Source organism: Actinomadura syzygii (assembly GCF_008085905.1).
GTDB lineage: Bacteria > Actinomycetota > Actinomycetes > Streptosporangiales > Streptosporangiaceae > Spirillospora > Spirillospora syzygii.
The window spans coordinates 52,661-70,028 of record NZ_VSFF01000016.1; the positions used below are offsets into that span (position 1 = coordinate 52,661).

The 17,368-nt window shown below is 67.2% G+C and carries 10 protein-coding genes; all 10 read left to right on the top strand.

The genetic code is table 11. The features are described 5' to 3' along the window. Positions 1-541: 541 nt before the first annotated feature. Complete coding sequence (locus FXF65_RS37185; protein WP_148354785.1) at positions 542-2,569, top strand: VldE C-terminal domain-containing protein; 2,028 nt, start codon at positions 542-544, stop codon at positions 2,567-2,569. Positions 2,570-2,677: 108 nt separating this feature from the next. Next, positions 2,678-3,598 (top strand): hypothetical protein, encoded by a 921-nt coding sequence (locus FXF65_RS37190; protein ID WP_148354786.1) that lies wholly within the window; start codon positions 2,678-2,680, stop codon positions 3,596-3,598. A 32-nt stretch (positions 3,599-3,630) separates the two neighbouring features. Next, on the top strand, positions 3,631-4,278 hold the full coding sequence (locus FXF65_RS37195) for a hypothetical protein (protein ID WP_148354787.1): 648 nt from the start codon (positions 3,631-3,633) through the stop codon (positions 4,276-4,278). Between the two features lie 120 nt (positions 4,279-4,398). Further along, complete coding sequence (locus tag FXF65_RS37200) at positions 4,399-4,833, top strand: hypothetical protein (protein WP_148354788.1); 435 nt, start codon at positions 4,399-4,401, stop codon at positions 4,831-4,833. Next, a complete protein-coding gene (locus FXF65_RS37205) occupies positions 4,830-5,858 on the top strand; it encodes a hypothetical protein (protein WP_148354791.1) in 1,029 nt (342 codons plus the stop codon). The genes FXF65_RS37200 and FXF65_RS37205 overlap by 4 nt, the downstream gene beginning before the upstream one ends. Positions 5,859-5,961: 103 nt before the next feature. Continuing rightward, positions 5,962-8,247 (top strand): relaxase MobL, encoded by a 2,286-nt coding sequence (mobL, locus tag FXF65_RS37210; protein ID WP_187412726.1) that lies wholly within the window; start codon positions 5,962-5,964, stop codon positions 8,245-8,247. A gap of 164 nt (positions 8,248-8,411) precedes the next feature. Further along, positions 8,412-8,987 (top strand): hypothetical protein, encoded by a 576-nt coding sequence (locus FXF65_RS37215; protein ID WP_187412727.1) that lies wholly within the window; start codon positions 8,412-8,414, stop codon positions 8,985-8,987. A 260-nt stretch (positions 8,988-9,247) separates the two neighbouring features. Further along, positions 9,248-11,014 (top strand): AAA family ATPase, encoded by a 1,767-nt coding sequence (locus tag FXF65_RS37220; RefSeq protein ID WP_148354792.1) that lies wholly within the window; start codon positions 9,248-9,250, stop codon positions 11,012-11,014. Positions 11,015-11,142: 128 nt separating this feature from the next. Continuing rightward, positions 11,143-13,218, top strand: a complete 2,076-nt coding sequence (locus FXF65_RS37225; RefSeq protein WP_148354794.1) for a hypothetical protein — start codon at positions 11,143-11,145, stop codon at positions 13,216-13,218. Between the two features lie 116 nt (positions 13,219-13,334). Next, positions 13,335-17,339 (top strand): type IV secretory system conjugative DNA transfer family protein, encoded by a 4,005-nt coding sequence (locus tag FXF65_RS37230; protein ID WP_148354796.1) that lies wholly within the window; start codon positions 13,335-13,337, stop codon positions 17,337-17,339. Positions 17,340-17,368: the final 29 nt, after the last annotated feature.

Sequence of the window (17,368 nt, forward strand, 5' to 3'; positions counted from 1 at the left end):
CTGGGCTGAGCCGTCGGAGAAGGGGAATCAGTGGCGGGAGGCGAACCGGTCCGCAGGGTCCGGCCGCCCTCAGGGATCGGGACCCGCGCCGCCGACGAGCATCGCCCGCGGCCCCACCCGCGCTGGCATTGGCGGAACCGGCCTTACCGGTTCGGGACGGCAGTCCTCACCTCGCCCGGCGCGGTCGGGAACGCGGTCGGTTCGACCGGCGTCCGACGCGAACGGCGCGAAGCTCACGAGCCCGGGGCCCCGGCCTGCGGGCGCAGGGGCGGGCTCTGCGTCGCAGGCTCGCGGCGCCGGAGGGACCGGTCCGGCCGGATCCGGGCCGACGCCGAAGACGAGTTCTTCGACCGGGTCGGGCGGGCCGTCGGCCCGCGGCGCAGGCGGTTCCGGCCCGAAGAAGCGGTACGCGGCGGCCGCTGTTCGGGGTGGGGCCGAAGGCGCTGCCGTCGGCGGTGCTCACGGTGCTGCTGCCGGAGCGGCGAAAGAACTCGCCGGGGCCGGGGCCGGGAAGGAGGTCGGCGGCGAGCAGGGCGCCACATTGGCCCTCGGCGCGGGCGGGACGAGCTACCAGCGCGGTCGCGGCGACGATGCTCGCGCTGGCGGCGGTGGCCGCCAGAGCTCGGGGATGACCAGGAAGACCGCAGCGGCCGGTGCCGTGTCGGCCGCTCCCCCGGCGGCGCTGTTGACGATGCTCATCCTCTTCCTCAACTGGCTCAAGTCGTTCTTCTTCTCGGCCGCGGCGAAGGCCCTGGCCCTGCTGCAGGCCCTGTGGAAGCTGGCCAAGGCCGCTGCCGCAGCCGTCTGGCACTTGTTCACCGCGCCGTTCGTAGCGGCAGGGGCGTTGGTGGCCAAGACGGCCGGGGCGGTGTTCGGTGTCGGCAGCCTCCTCGCGTCCGCGCCGGTGGCCACGGCGGCTGTCGGTGCCAGCGCCGTTCTCTGCATGGCGGCGGTCGCCGGGACCGTCGTCGGCAGCATGGACTTCGAGACGCAGATGCGGGAGGGGTCGCTCAGCACGCTTTGCGCTCCGGTCAGCGCCGCAGGCGGGAGCAGCGGGAGGTTCACCGGCAAAGGCGTGCCGGCCAAGGCGATCCCGTGGATCGAGAATGCGGCCAAACACTCACAGGACAAGATTCCGGCGGCGTTCTTCGCCTCCATCATGGACCGCGAGACCGACTTTCGACCGGATCTTTTCAGCAGCGACACCAACGGCGGGACCTGGGGCCTGTTCCAGATCAACGCACAGGAGTGGGCCAAGGCCACCGGTGGCGGGTCGTTCGACAGCCCCGACATCACCGACCCGATGATCCACACCGAGTACGGGGCGAAGTACTTCGACAGCCGGCTCGATGCCGTCCGCGGGATGCGGGAGAAGAACCCGAACGCGGCCTACGCCACCGGTCTCACCGACCTCGAAGCGCTGATGATCGCCCACAACGCCGGTGAGGGGAACCTGCAGAAGTACCCGAACCTGCCGCCGGTCACCAGCGGCTACCTGAAGGAGTTCCGGGAGAAGTTCACCAAGTACGGAGGCGGCAAGCCGACCGGCAACCGTGACGGCTCCGGCTCGAGCACCCGGACGATCTCACATGGCCCGGGTGCGGGCGAGGCCACGCATCTCCAACTCGGCGCCGTCAAGCCGCACGTCCAGGACGCTGCCAACCTCCTCTACGCCAGGTTCAAGGCCGGTCCCGGCTCGGGCCTGCACGGTGCGGGCGGGTACCGCCCCGGAGACAACATCGACCCCGCCGGGCACCCCGCGGGGCTGGCCGTGGACTTCATGGTCGGGCTCAACTCCGGGAGCAAGCAGACCGGAGACGCGCTGGCCAAGTACGTCATCGACAACGCCGCACAACTCAACGGCAAGTACGTGATCTGGCAGCAGCGGATCTGGAACATCGAGAAGGGCGACACGGCCTGGCGGGGCATGGAGGACCGTGGTTCTGCGACCCAGAACCACAGGGACCACGTGCACGTGTCCTTCAAGCCTTCAGGCTCGATCACCGGCATCATCGCCGCGGCGCCGCTCAGCCCCGGCACGTGCGCCACCGACGGCGCCAACAGCAGCCGTGGGGGCGGCGCCGCGGCGATCAGCTTCAACGACGGAGGGATGACCGGGGCCGAAGCACAGAAGGTCGTCGACCTCTACAACAAGGAGGGCGACACATTCCTGCGCAAGCGCTACCACGGCGGCGGCCCCGGCCAGTGCAACGGCGACTACCGCAGGAACTGCGTGTCCTTCTCGATCTACTTCATGAACAAGTACACCACCTTCCAGCGGCACGCGCCGGGCAACGGGGTGGCCACGGCGCGGTCGATCGCCAGACTCACGGGCAAGCGGGTGTCGGGCACGCCACGGCCGTATTCGGTCTTCTCCTACGCCAACGGGGGTGCCGGGCACACCGGTGTCGTGTTCGGCGTCGAGAACGACGGCACGCTCATCATCGGCAACGCCGCGTACTGCCAGTGGGGCGGCCAGGTGGCCCGGATCCCGCAGGAGAAGTGGAAGTCAGGCCGCTGGGAGTTCGTCGATGTGTCCGACCTGATGAAGAGTGCGCCGACGGCCTAGAACCGGCAGTCCGACGGGGCAGTCGACGGGGGCCGGGACAGGGGTGGCGTTTGGGAGACACCGCCCCTGTCCTTTACAAAGTATTGTCAATAGTCTTCTGAGAGCGGTATGGACAGCGACAAGACTGATACAGCAGAGACCGCCAACGATGATTCCACGCGAGAGGAACCGAGGACACCGCGCTACCGGCACGGCGTCACCGGCGCCGAGCTGGAGGCCCGGTTCGACCGGTGGACTGGGCAGAAGCGACGGCGATTGGCCGCGCGGACGCCGCAGGACAATCACACGCTCGTCCGCCGGTGCGCCCTGGTCGTCCTCACTTCGGCCCTGGTCGCGCTCGCGGTGCTCTCCGGATTGTCGAACCGGTCCTACCAGCAGGCGGCGTCAGCCAACGACTCCCAGATCAGCGACCTCGGCTCCGAGATCGCCGTGGCTGCCGGCCCCGGCAGGACGGTCACGAGCAAGACCCTGGCGGCCCTGGGCGCTGACGCGGCCAGGGCCGCCGAGCAGGTGGCGGCCAAGCAGCAGGAGTTCGCCGGGCTCTCGGCGGCCGCGAACCATGAAGTGACCTCGGACAAGGGCAACGGCGCGCCGGGAAAAGCGATGAACGCGCTCGTCGAGCACCGCCGGTCCCTGGCCGAGCACTGGAACAAAAAGTCGCTCATCGTCGCCGACGACCTGGCCTACAGCTTCACGACCTCGCCCTCCTTCGACGACGATGAGATCGACCCGCGCTTCCCGTGGTACGTCCGCTACGACGGGATGAAGGCATCCACGCCGAACGCCTACGCGTGGAGGGTCGAATCGGCCACGCCGGCCCTCGATCCGCCGCTGAGGGCGAGGGTGGTCTGGGTCTGCCGAGACTCGAAGGGCATTGTGCTGGCCTGGGCGAACGCGGTCTTCGACGGCGGGACGAAGACCTTCGGCGACCTCGACCTCGCGATCACGGCCCAGGGCGCCGAGCACGAGCAGACCACGCATGCCGACAACCGGGTGCCCGAACTGGGCGAGGCCGGTGATCGCCCATGAGCCGTGGCTTTTGGACACGGAACCTGTGGGTCGTGGTGCTCGCGGCAGCGGTGCTCGCCGGCGGGCTGCTGGCGTGGACCCACCAGGCCGCGCACGGGCGGTCGCTGGCGGAGCAGGGAGCCGAGATCACCAAGCTCAAAGACGAGCTCGCACGGCAACGGCGGGCCAAGGCCAAGGCCGTGGACGACAACGCCTCCACAGCCCTGGGCGTCACCGCCACTCGGCTGGAGGACGACGCGGCGATCATCACCTCGCTGCTGGCGACAGCGTTCACCTGGGACTCCGGCGAGACCTACGAGAACGCCCGAGAGTCACTGGAGAACAGGTACGGCCTGACCGACGACGAGGAGTTCCTCCAGGACTTCATCTCGCCGGCGCTCTACACCGACGACGGCGAGGGAAACAAGCACTACCTGTTCGACAAGCGGGGTTTGCGGGCCGCATTCGCAGGCGCCCCCGAGATCGCGGTGGTGAAGGTGACCGGGACCAAGTACCGGTACGCGGTCATGGCCGACATCGCCTTCCGGGCCAAGGAGCAGGCGACCAACGGCCCCGGTGAGGAGGCGACGGAGGCGTCGGTGACGCGCCGGGTACTGCTGTGGATCACGGTCGACGGCGAGGGCGCGGTGTCGGACCTGTCCGGCATCCCCGCCACCGGCACGACGCGCACCTCACGATGATTCACAGCCCTTGGAGAGACGGTGACGGTGACCATGACGATCAATGACAAAACGCAGGCCGCTGCGGCAGCCGGGAAGACTACGGTCCGAGTCCGAGTCCGAGCCCGAACCGACCGATCGATGCTTGCAGGCCTGACGGCCGCGGCGTGGTCAGGGCTCGAGGCCAGGACGCCGGTCGTCGCCTCGGCCACGCTCATCCGAGTCGGGACGGGCCTGATCGACTTCGTGCTCGTCACGGTCACGGCGTTCGGCCTCATCCCAATGCTCGGGGCCTACGTCCACCAGCAGTCGGGGGCGGCCTTCGGCGAGTACAGCGCCGACGGCGCGATCGCGCTGTGGCTGGTGCCCTTCGTGTTCATCGTCGTCATGCTCACCGTCACCGAGATCGCGGTCATGCGCTGGCTGTGGCGGGCAGGCAGCCTCCGGATCCGGAACCTCAAGTGCGCCCGCTTCGGCGGGCAGAACGCCGCACCGGCCGAGGCCAAACCACCGGCGGCGGCCGAGCCCCTCAGGAGAAGGCGCGCCAAGAACAACAGGCGGAGGCGAGCGCGATGAAGATCGCGGGACTGGCCATGAACGAGATATGGGCGCATCGTGTGCTCCGCGAGGTCGGGGTCGAGACCGTGCGGGCCGAAGGGGCGCCCGCCGAGATCGGGGTGTTCGTCGAGTCGGTGGACCTCGCCCACCACGGGCCCGAGCAGCGCTACCGGCCCTACCTCCACATCACCGGCGAGCTGCGGTCGGTTCGCCCGGCCGAGGCTCTGCCCCACGGGGTCAAAGAGGTCGCCTTCCCTCCGGGCAGCGGTGAGAGGGTCGACGCCTTCTACGAGTTCGACGACGAACAGCTCACCCGGCTCACGCACAAGGGGTACTTCAGCACCGGCTTCGTCGTCCCCGAGAAGGTGACCGGGTTGGAGTGGGAACTGCCGGCCACCGTCGACGCGCTCGTGCTCGCGCCGACGGGCCTGGGCGGCGGGGGCGAGCCCGACGTCCCGGTCGTGTTCGTCAAGGTCCACGACCTCGGCAACCTCGACATCGACCTTGAGTCCTCGCAATACGACCTCGTCGAATACTTCGACGACCACTCCAAGGCGGGGCTCGACCGCGCCGAACAGCTCGTCGACGACCGGGGCCTTGGGGCACGCTCCGGAGCGATCAGCCCGCTCTTTGGCGAGGACGACCTGGACGCCGTGCGCGGCGCCGGCACGAGCGTGACACCGGCCAGGGAGACCACATCGGCCCGTGATGATCTCGACGCCCGCCTGCAAGACGTCGCCGCGGCTGTCGACGACGAAGAGGCGCAGGCCCGCGCCCAACTCGAGCGGACCGCAGGAACGCCGGAGAACCTCTACCGGCAACGGGTCGCGAGCTCCTTCGAGGCCGAGCCGGCGAACGAGCCGAGCACGGCCGCGCCCGCACCGGCGGACGAGCACGACCTCGATCTCGGTGACCAGGACCGCGACGAACCAGCCATCGACGCCTCGAATACCAAGGTGTCGCTCGAGGAGACCACGCGCCAGGTGACAGCGCGCGCCGCGGAGCTCGACCACGGCGAGGCCGACGGGGACCGGCAGTACTAAAGGCCCGTTCCGAACAAAGGCCCGTTTCGATCATGGATCAGTCCCGTGCGGTGGCCGGCCACCCGGGCTGACCGCGTCTCGGCGCAGAAGGGAGAAGACACCCTTGAGCCTGAAGAAATCGATCATCATCGTCAATGAGTTCTCGATCAAGAAGCCCGGCGGCAATGGCTCGCGCGGGGCGACACCGGGGCGGTACGTCGAGCGCTACATGGCCCGGAAAGGAGCCACGGAACCCTTAGCTCCGATCCAGCGTCTACGCACCGACGCATTCATCATGCGCTACATGGCCCGCGAGTCAGCCGTCGAGCGCGCTCCCACGCGACACAGCGCCAAGCGCCAGATGCGCCAGGCGCAAGGCCTGGGCGGCGTCGCCTTCGGCTACGGATCGGTGTCGCTGTCCGAGGAGCAGCTCAAGGCCGCGTCCCGCGACATCCAGTCCTTGTTCGAGGCCGGCCACACCGTGCTCAAGACCGTGTTGTCGTTCGATGAGGCGTACTTGAGGTACCACGGCATCGTCGGTGCGGACTTCCACTGCGAGAACAGAGGCGACTACCGCGGTCACCTCGACCAGATGAAGCTGCGAATGGCGATCATGCACGGTCTCGACCGGATGAGCACCGGCACCTCCGGCTTCGACGACCTGCGGTACGTAGCCGTGATCCAGGTCGACACCGAGCACGTCCACGCGCACATCGCAGCCGTGGACGCCGGTCAGGGGCAGATCACCACGGACGGCGCCCAGCGCGGGAAGCTCCTGGACCGGCACAAATCGCGCCTTCGCCGGGGCATCGACGCTTGGCTCGACGAGAAGCAGACGGTCGCCCACCTCTCCTCCGCCGTCGGCTACGAACGCAGGAACGTCACGACCTTCATCAAGCGCTGGGCACACCAGAGCATGCGCGCCGAGGCGCTCCCCCAGTTCCTGCTCGCCTGCCTGCCCGCCGACCGCACGCTGTGGCGGGCCGGGACCCGCGACCACCGGATGCGCAAGGCCAACCAGCTCCTCACCGACATGGTCACCGAACAGCTCGACCGAGCCGGCTCCCCCATGCCGGCGGCGATGGAGAAGATCGTCGACTACGCCAACCAGCGGCGCGCGGCCGAGGGCCTGGCTGCCGAGGACTGGCAGCGCCTCGTGGCCGACGGGCGAAACCAGATCGTCGAGCGGGCCGTCAACGGCGTCTACCAGATGCTGCGGTCGCTGCCAGCCGACGAGCTGCGGATCCGGACCCCGATGCTCGAGATCATGAGCATGGACTATCAGCAGCTGGCCGTACTCGCGGCGGACCGCCGAGGCGCCAACGGGCCGCAGGAGGAGTCCGACCTGGCGGCGTTCGGCTTGCGGCTGCGCAGCTATGCCTCCCGCCTCGAGCACCACACGCAGACTGCCGCGGCGTACCGGGACCTCGCCCGACAGTGGAGGACGGCCGACCGGGCGGGCGTCGCGGCCGCCGACTCCCGGCCTCTGTATGAGTTCTACCGGTATGAGGAGGAGTACCAGCACAGGCTCATGGCCAAGTACCAGTACTTCCTCCCCTTCATCGGCGACACGGGGATGTGGTTCGAGCGGCACCGACAGGTCGCCGAGTACGGCCAGCAACTGGTCTCGCTCATGGGCCTGCGCGCCGACGCCTCCCTGCAGCGGATGCGCGACGGGGACGAGGCCGAGCGGATCGGCCGGCAGATCTACGACCAGCCCGGTGGACGGCTGCTCACCGAGGGCCGGGGCGGGCGCCTCGTCCTCGACCACCGGATCGCAACGATGCGCGGGGTCTACGACGGGCGGATCGAGGAGCTGCGGGCCGATCTCGCCGGTTCGGGGCTCGTGCTCCGCCCAGCGGTCTCAACGGGAGCGGACGAACCGGTCAGCCCAGGGGTCATCGACACGGGCGCCGCCTACGCCTTCGACGAGGTCAAAGCACTCGACCTGCACCATCTGGCCTACGACTTCCTCAGCGACGTCGAGGTCGGGTCCCGGTCGCGGCACGCGTTCTCCGTCGAGGCCAGGCAGCGTAGGAAGCTGCTGATCGCAGCGATGGCCTACCTCGACGGCTCCGGGCAGTCCTGGGCGATCGCGGATCTGCCGATCGACGACGTGGCGGCGATGACCGGGCTCGCGGGGCGGTTGGAGGCCCAGGCGGAACAGATCGGGACGAGCGTGCTGCCGAGCCGGTTCACCGAACTGCGCGCGAGCCAGGAGGAGGCCGAGAAGGGGCGCCGCGCAGCGACGTCGACGCTCGATGCCGGGCTCGTCATACGAGTCCAGGACGAACTCGACCAGGCGGTGTCCGACGTGGCCGGTCGCACCGGGCGGATCGGTCTCGACCGGGTCCGCGACAGGCCCGGGAAGGAGCCGAGCAGCGAGCAGACAGAGACACCACACGATTGAGATAGCCATTAGAATCATCTTTCAAACTTGCATGTGATTCCATTAAGTATTAGCCTAATGCCTATTCGCATGCTGGGAGCATACGCCTGGGCGCGGATGTCGATGATTGGGACCGACTCGCTGCGACAGGGCATCGAGGAGGGACGCGGCAAGGGAGACAGCTCATGGCACAGCTCAAGGGCAAGGGCGCGTTCACCGCGGTCAACCTCCTCGCCAAGACCTACAACAACAATGTCACCCGGGACGGCAAGACCCGCTACATCGACGTGATGATCGACCATCGCGACGAGCGCGGTCGCACCCAGACCAACCTGCATCTGGCCTCGCGGCGCACCAAGGACGACGAGGGCAACGTCCGCTACAACAACGGAGCGCCCTACTCTGCCGGGCAGTTCGACAAGATCGTCGAAACCGCCGGTCCGAACGTCGAGCCGATCCTCGACCGGGCGGGCAGGGAGATCGGCAGGGTGTTCGCTGTCAAGGCCAACCTGATGCCGTCAGCCAAGGGCAACGGACTCGTGCTGAACAGCGATTCCCTGGCCCAGTCCGATTTCAAGATCGACGACAAGACGATGGATGGCCAGTTCGCCACCATGGCCGCCAATCGCAACGCGGTCCAGGCACAGGACCAGGCGCGGCGCGGGAACGGCACCAACGTTCCTGCGCGCCAGGCCACGGCCGAGGGCGAGGCCCAGCAGGCTCCGGAGCCCGCCGCCGAGGAGGAGCCGGCGGTCGGCTGAGCGATCGGGCCGACAGCGTTCCAGGCCGATGCTGAGTGATCAGCATCGGCCTTTCACATCAGCAAGGTTGTTTCCTCCTCGGATACGAGGAAAGCGGTGGCGTCAGGTAGGGCGCCCGCCGGCAACTGGGAAGAAATCAGCGCTCGGCAATCTCGAATTCATCCAGATCACACGAGGCCAGGCATAAGGAGCTGAGTGGTGTTCACTCAGAGCATTCCAGCACCCGGGTCCGGCGGCCGCTGAAAGAATAGGCATAGGTAATGTTCACAGACGATCGACTCAATGAGGCCTACGAGCTGCTGTCGCTCCTGTCGAACCCGCTCAAGGCAGCCGAACGAGCGGTCGTCGGCCGCGAGTACGAGATGACGCAGCTCTTGGCGGCGATGAACCGCCCGGAGCTGTGCAACACCCTCCTGCTCTCCCCCGCCGGCAGCGGGAAGACCATGCTCGTCCAGGGCGTCATGCGGCAGGACCGCGAGCGCCTCTACCTGGAGGTGGATCCCGCCCGCATGATCGCCGAGGCGGGCACCTCGGAGAACATGGCCTCGATGCTCAAGGGCTTCTTCGATGAAGCCGAGGCGTTCGTCAAGGACGAGGGCCGGGAGCTGGTGCTGTTCATCGACGAGTTCCACCAGATCATCCAGCTCTCCGACGCGGCGGTCGAGGCGATCAAACCGGTGCTCGCGGCCTCCGGCGTCCGCGGCATCCGGGTCATCGCGGCGACGACGTACGAGGAGTTCCACCAGCACGTTTCGCCGAACCAGCCACTGGTCGAGCGGCTCCAGCGCATCAACCTCGCTCCTCCCGACCAGGAGACGACGGTGATGATCCTCCAAGGTATGGCCGAGCGCTACGGCGTGGCCGACCAGTTCTACGACGATCACCTCTTCCGGATGATCTACGAGTACACCCAGCGGTACATGCCGGCGAACTCCCAACCCCGCAAGTCGATCCTTGTGCTCGACTCGATGGTCGGCTGGCACCGGCACACCGGCCAGGCCATCGACCGGGATCTGCTGGCGGAGGTGCTCATGGAGTCACTCAACGTCAACGTCGCCTTCCGGGTCGACGCGACGAAGATCAAAAAGCAGCTCGACAGCAAGGTCTACAGCCAGGACTTCGCGACCTCGGTCGTGGCCCGCCGATTGCAGCTGTGCGTGGCCGATCTCAATGACAAGAGCCGGCCGGAAGCGTCGTTTCTGTTCACCGGAAGCACCGGTGTCGGCAAGACCGAGCTGGTCAAGCAACTGGCGAAACTGCTCTTCGGCGACGACCAGCGCCATCTCATCAGGTTCGACATGACCGAGTTCGCTTCGCAGGACTCTTTCGCGACCTTCCGCTCGGAGCTGACCAAGCGGGTCTGGGACCTCTCCCACGCCGTCCTGCTCTTCGACGAGATCGAGAAGGCGCATGCGATGGTCACCCGCGTCCTGCTCCAAGTGCTCGACGACGGCCGGCTCTCCGACGACAACAACCGCGAGGTGAGCTTCCTCAACACCTACATCGTCCTCACGACCAACTCCGGCTCGGAGATCTTCCGAACGATCGGCGACTACGAGGCCGACGACGACGGCTCGGGCAAGGCCCTGATCAAGTACGAGAAGCTCATCCGCGAGTCGATCAAGTCGACGACCGGGGGCAACCGCTTCCCGCCCGAGCTGCTCGGCCGCATCGACTCGATCGTGCCGTTCCAGCCGCTGTCGCTGCCGACGCAGCAGAAGATCGTCAAGGACAAGCTGCGGCAGCTCGTCCACGAGGTCCTCGTCAAGCACAACGTGCGGGTCACCGTCGATGAGAAGGTCCTGCAGTACCTCATCGAGGACAAGGGCGACACCGACTCCGACGCCGGCGGCGCCCGCGCGGCCGTGGCGAAGATGACCGACGAGGTGACCACGGCGATCGCGGCGTTCGTCAACCACTATCCAGTCGAGCGACGGATCCGGATCGACATCGACGGCGACCTGGTCAGCGATCACAAGAACCTGCTGACCTCGGACGCCCGTGTCGTCGTGTCCGCGATGCGATAGAGCACAGACCACCTCCCGATTGATCATTTTTGACCATCCGAGCATTGCAATGAATGGACAATAATTAGCGCCGTTGCAAATAGGTCGATTTACTGCTGAATAGAGGGGATCGGCACATCATGCGTATTATGACAACGGCGGTGGAAGGCCGGAAGAAGGATCGGAAGAGGCGACCCGACGAGATGCTGGCCTCCGTGGTCCGCGAGACCGCGATCCCCGCCGCTGTCGAGCTGCTGCGGGGCAATGGGCGCTTCGAATTTCCCAGCGGCACCGCGTGGGTCATCCTCGTGCTCGCCGCCGAGACCCTCGGGGGCCTGAGCAAACGGCACGGCCGCGACGAGGCGAAGGGCTCGATCATCGAGCTCATCGAGTCCGATCAGATCCGCACGGTGGCCACGGCCGACATGCTCGCCGAAGAGATCTTCGGGATCATCCCGACGCCCGAGACACTCTCGCGAATGGAGGAGTACGGCCTGCTCACCGAGGCCGAGTACGCCTGGGCCGTGGTGTACCAGGAGGGCGGGCACGACTTGCGCGTCGACCTGGTCGCGGGAGCGGACTTCGGCCAGGCGTGCGAGGTCGCCGTCGGCACGGTCAGCCTCAGGAACGCCGTCGGCGAGCAGGCATGGGCAAACCACAGCGGTGAGGCCGCGCCGGACGATCAGGCGATGGCCGATGTCGCCGGCGTCGATTCCCCGGCGATGGACGCGGCCGACGCCCCCCGCGCCGGGTCTCATCCCAGGTCGGTCTTCGGCGACGACGAGGGCGATCCCCTCTTCGTCGACGTCCCGGAGGTCGACGCCGATGTCGACGCCGCTGCCGACGGGCCGGTGTTCTCCGATGTCGTCGACGAGGAGGGGACCGATGCGCTCGGCTTCGACCAGGACGGGCCCGTGTTCGACGACGAGCGCGTCGGCGAGTTCCTCGATGATGATGACGAGTACGGCGCGGGCGAAGGCCGTACCGACGACGAGGCCGGCGGCGGCGCGCTCGTCGCGGATCAGGACCAGGTACGGGCGACGATCGCGCGCCGGTTCCTCGGCGAGGACCTCGATCTCAACATCGGCCTTGATGAGTTCAACACCTCGTTCGGGATCGGGGCGCCGGTTGTTCAGATCGACGTGCCCGACGGTGCCAGCGACTGGCTCGGCGACCAGGTGGCGCGGCTGACCCGGCAGGCGAACGCGGATCTCGCGCGGGCGCACGAGGCCAGCCAGGCAGCCCTGCGGGAGAAGTACGTCAGCCTCATGTCCCTGCACGCCGAGCAGGTCATCCGGGACGTCGCCGTCGACCGCGCGGGCAGTAGGTACAAGGCCCTGCACGACCAGGCCGAGGTCGAGCACAACCAACGCCTGGCGAACAAGGAGGCCGTTGCCCATGCGCGGCGCAGGGAGATCGCCGAGGAATACAGGGAGGCCGCGGTCAAGGCCGGCCGCCAGGCCGCCCTGCAGGCCGAGGTCGGCTACGCCGAGCGGACCAGAGCCAGGATGCAGCGCGAGCAGGTCGACGCAGTGGCCGAGATCGAGCGGCTTGCCGAGAACACCTACTCCGACGTGCGGTGCCGGATCCTCGACGTCCGGCGCAAGGAAGCTGCTCTCAGGATGCAGATCGGCCAGACCCGGGTCATGGAGCTCCTGTGTGAGCAGCAGGATGAGAACCGGGCGGTGGTGCAAGGACTCATGGCGTCCTGGTCGGCCCAGATCCAGCGGGTCATCGACGAGAACCGCAAGAACGACATCAGCCGGTCGGAAACGATGGCCGAGGAGCAGTCGCGCACCGACCGGGTCGCGCTCCTCCAGGAGCAGCAGCAGGCGGCCCTTGAGGCGATGCGGACCGAGCATGCCGACCGCATCGGTCGGATGGAGGGTGAACTCGAGCGGACGCGTCAGGAGGCGATCGGGCAGCTACGCGCTCGTGACCAGCAATGGCAACACTGCCTCGAATTCGAGAAGGGCCAGACCGACGCGCAGGCGGCGCGGGCGCGGGACCTGCTCGCGCAGATGCGTCATATGGGGACGGTGTTCCAGCAGCAGTACGACGCGCGGATCAACGATCTGAAGGCCGACCGGCAGGCCTACATCCATGATTTGGAACGATCCAATGCAATGCAGTCGCGGTGGAACAAGCTGCAGCATGCCCTGCTGCTGTCGATCGGACTGCTCATGTTCATCGCCGGGATCATCGGCGGCGCGCTCTGGTTCTGAGCCGCGGCCGCACACGACCACAAGCGCGGAGGCGACGCTATCGGCGGTGCAGAGCCGGGCGCGGGGGCATCCCCTGCTCCGTCGTCGTCTGAGGGGAACAGACGCAGGAGTCAACGATGGCATGGGGTAAACGGAAAGCGAGCCGGCCGGCGGCCAGCAGTTGGGACAAGATCTCGGCGCGCGAGCCGGGGCAGACACTGTCGAACCGGGATGTCCACGAGGGACAACAGCTCGACCGGGGGCAAATCGAGGCGAAGAGGTCCAAGACGCCCGCGGTCGTCACCGCTCTGGTCGTTGGCGTGCTCGTCATGCTCGTCGTGTGGATCCTCTCCTCGGTCATCGCCTTGGCGGCCCTCAAGCTCGGGTCGGCGGTCGGCCAGTTCGGCGCCGGTGGTCGGCCCTACTACGCCGAGTCGACGCGGACGGTGGACGGCGGCGGGGTCGAGAAGTGCTACCAGGCGCTGGACTCCAACGGACAGCCGGGCGGCACGTGCTACCCCAAAGCCGATGACGTGCCGGTGCCGAAGTGGCACAAGAGCGGGAAGGGCGGTGCCGACAGCGCGAAGACGCCTGGAGCGACGGCGAGTCTCGGCGAGCAGCTCGCCGCGGTCACCGCGGTCAAGCTGGTGTTCTCGCTCGGGGCCGGGCTGCTCAGCGGCGTCGTCGTCGGCACCTGGATGTCCAGGCGCATCGACGCGGCCAACCTGATGCACGACACCTCCGACATCAACCAGTACGACAACGACCAGCACATCGCCCTGCCCGAGGAGATCCAACGCACCTACGACTGGTTCCCCGACGCCGGAGCCCATTCGAGCGTCGAAGTCTCCTCGATGATCAGCCACATGATGCTCCAGAACACGGGGCTGAAGAAGATCGAGGTCTCCCGCCGGGCCGAGGCCGACATCGTCGACGAGGACGGCGCCCCCCTCTACTACAAGGGCGAGATCCTCGACGACGAGGAGGGCGGCCCGCTCACCGACACGCTGCCCCTGGTCGATGAGAAGTTCGGCGACGAGCTCTTCGAGGCCTCCGGGCTGCCCGACGACAAGGCGCTGCGCAAGAAGTACTCGACTGCGGTGATCCCGTACAACGGCGAGGGCAAGGACCGCGGCAAGCTCGGCCGGTTCACGACCGTCAAAGATCTCCTCAACCACGACTGGGAGCTGCCGGCCTATGAGGTCCAGCGCCCGGCCGGGGCCTACATCGTCGACACCGCTCCGGTGAACACGATGGTGCTCGCCATCACCCGTGCGGGCAAGGGCCAGACCTACATCGAGCCGATGCTGGACATGTGGTCCCGCGAGAAGAAGCCGTCCAACATGGTCATCAACGACCCCAAGGGCGAGCTGCTGGTCAAGAACTACATCCCCATGGTCACGCGCGGGTTCGAGCCGGTGCAGTTCAACCTGATCAACGCGATGAAGACCGACATCTACAACCCGCTGGGCATGGCCGCGGACGCTGCACGCGAAGGCAATTCGACCAAATGCGCGCTCTACGTCGAGAACATCGCGGACGTGTTCTTCCCGCTCGACGGCGGCGAGGACCCCGTCTGGCCGAATGCCGCCAACAACGCCTTCAAACGCGCCGCCTACGGCCTCATCGACTTCTACCTCGAGGAGGAACGCGAGCTGCGCGAGCACGCGGCGACGACCGGCATGGAGCCGGAGACGCTGGAGAACAAGCTCGACGACATGTGGGGCAAGGTCACGCTCTACAACTGCTACCAGCTGTTCGTCCAGCTCACCTCCAAAAAGGTCAAGAACCCCGAGGCGGAACTGGACAGGCGGGTCAAGGCCGGCGAGTTCGAGGGCGACGAGGACCGGCTGGCCGAGGAAGCCCAGGAGGCCACGAGCCAGGCGTTCCTGTGGGAGGGCAAGGCCGAGCAGGACATGCTGACCCTGTACTTCAACGCCACCGAGGCGCTGCCGACGAACACGATGCGCACGCTCATCGGCAACGCCAACAACGCGCTGCGCGCCATGGCCGGGGCCGAGAAGATGCTCGCCTCGGTCTACGGCATCGCGATCACGGCGATGTCGTTCTTCACCGACCCGACGATCTCGACCCTGACCTCGGGCAAGCCGAGTCAGAACACCGATCTGGCCGGTCTGTCGTTCCCCCGTCGGCTCGGCGTGCGGTTCTCACAGAACTACCTCAAGCGCGACAACCTCATCGGCCAGCAGGCCGTGTGGTCGGCCTACGCCGATCCGATGTTCACCCAGGACCTGGGCGAGGACTTCGGGCACGCCGAGATCGTCGGCCGCGAGGGCTGGGCGAGGTACAACTTCAAGGGGATCTTCCCCACCGACCAGGCGTGGCTCAAGCTCGAACTGGTCAACCCGCAGTCGAAGATGCTCGTGCGCACCTTCTACTTCCACTTCCGCAAGAACTACCAGCTCTCGCTCAATGGCAGGCATTTCGTCGTCGAGCCGGTCACGGGCAAGAAGATCGTCAAGAAGGGCGTCATCCGCGAGCTGCGGCCGGTGCGCGAAGACGGCGCCCGGGACGGGAGGATCACGGCGTTCAAGCCCGCCGACACCCTCTACCCGCAGGCGCGGCTGAACCTCAGCACGACCGGCGCCCCGCCGGAGAGGGCCATGGGCCAGACGCGGGCGATCACGCAGACGATGGTGCACTACTGCGAGTCGCCGAAGGCCGTCTTCCTGGTGACGCCCCCGCACCTGATGAAGTACGCCAAGCTCATCCTCATCCTGGTCAAACAGCTCGTCGACATCAGCTTCGACCAGTCGTACATGACCAAGAACAACCAAAAGCCGCTGTACCGGACGCGGTTCATGCTCGATGAGCTCGGCAACCTGCAGTCCGAGGGCAACGGCATCTCCGGCCTGGAGACGATGCTGTCGATCGGCCTGGGCCAGGAGCAGCAGTTCACGCTCATCCTGCAGACGCTGCAGCAGCTGCGCGACGTCTACGGCGAGAGCGTCGACAAGATCGTCCAGAGCAACGTCTCCAACATCGTGTTCCTCAAGTCCACCGACGACTCGATGATCGAGACGCTGGAGAAGATGAGCGGCACGACGCACAAGTCCTACATCGACTCCAAGCAGATCAGCCGGGACCTCGACAAGGTCATCGGCGGCCGGACCGAGGGCCGGGTCACCTACACGATGAACACCAGAGAGGAGCCGCTGATCAAGTACAACGACATGTACTACATCGGGGAGCGCAACTCGATCGTGTTTCGTGCCGGTGACGCGCCGGTGTGGAACCGCAACGAGACGATCCTGCCGATGTCGTGGCGGCTGTTGAAGAACACGATCGTCCACCCTGGCCACGACTACTCGCTGCAGACGATCCCGACGCTGTCCTCGGCGATGGACTTCGACGTGCGGATGAACCAGCCGGACTTTCGGAAGATGCTCGACAAGCGCATGCGGCAGGCGTTCAAGGCCGCCGGCGCCAAGCAGCAGTACCAGAACACCTATGGCTACGCCGATATCGACATCGAGCGCCTGGATCCCGACGTCTACTCCGACGAGGTCATGGAGATCGTGCAGATGATGGTCAACCTGGAGGCGGGCCGCGATCCCCGTACCACGGTCGAGGCCGACGCCGACGACCTCGAAGCGGCGATGATCTTCGACGAGGACCAGGTCGTCGACAACATCGAGGTCGCCGCCGAGGTCGCCGCGCGGGAGGCGGTGGCGGCGAAGCGCGCCGAGAAGATCTACGCCGAGGGCACGATCAGCAAGGACATGCTCCTTACCCCCGACGGCACGGCCAAGCTCAAGAGCCTGGACCGGCAGATCGCCGAGGCCTACAAGTCGTGCTTGAGCGACATCGCCGCCGACCGGCAGCACTTCTCGGTCGGTGGGGACGACCAGGTGCGCAGCGCCGACGGCTCGCGGGCCTACATCACGCCCCAGCACTCCCAGGCCTACCGGGACGCGGCGGCCAAGCTCAACGGTTCGATCGGCGACGAGGGCTCGCGGGTCTGGGCCGAGGAGGACCTGACGGCAGACGACCTCACGTCGCTGGAGACTGTGACGGTCCACGCCGACTTCTACCAGTACCTGGCCTCGCTGCCGAGTTGGGAGCACCTGGCCGCGGGCGCCTTCGACCGGGCGATGGCGGTGGAGATGAACAACGGCTGAGGCCGACAAGGCCGCAATAGCCAGTCGCG

What these genes read in the sequence shown, in the direction of transcription:
- FXF65_RS37190 (WP_148354786.1), top strand. Translation starts at nt 2,678, where the DNA reads ATGGACAGCGACAAGACTGATACAGCAGAGACCGCCAACGATGATTCC.
- FXF65_RS37200 (WP_148354788.1), top strand. Translation starts at nt 4,399, where the DNA reads ATGCTTGCAGGCCTGACGGCCGCGGCGTGGTCAGGGCTCGAGGCCAGG.
- FXF65_RS37205 (WP_148354791.1), top strand. Translation starts at nt 4,830, where the DNA reads ATGAAGATCGCGGGACTGGCCATGAACGAGATATGGGCGCATCGTGTG.
- FXF65_RS37215 (WP_187412727.1), top strand. Translation starts at nt 8,412, where the DNA reads ATGGCACAGCTCAAGGGCAAGGGCGCGTTCACCGCGGTCAACCTCCTC.
- FXF65_RS37220 (WP_148354792.1), top strand. Translation starts at nt 9,248, where the DNA reads ATGTTCACAGACGATCGACTCAATGAGGCCTACGAGCTGCTGTCGCTC.
- FXF65_RS37225 (WP_148354794.1), top strand. Translation starts at nt 11,143, where the DNA reads ATGACAACGGCGGTGGAAGGCCGGAAGAAGGATCGGAAGAGGCGACCC.
- FXF65_RS37230 (WP_148354796.1), top strand. Translation starts at nt 13,335, where the DNA reads ATGGCATGGGGTAAACGGAAAGCGAGCCGGCCGGCGGCCAGCAGTTGG.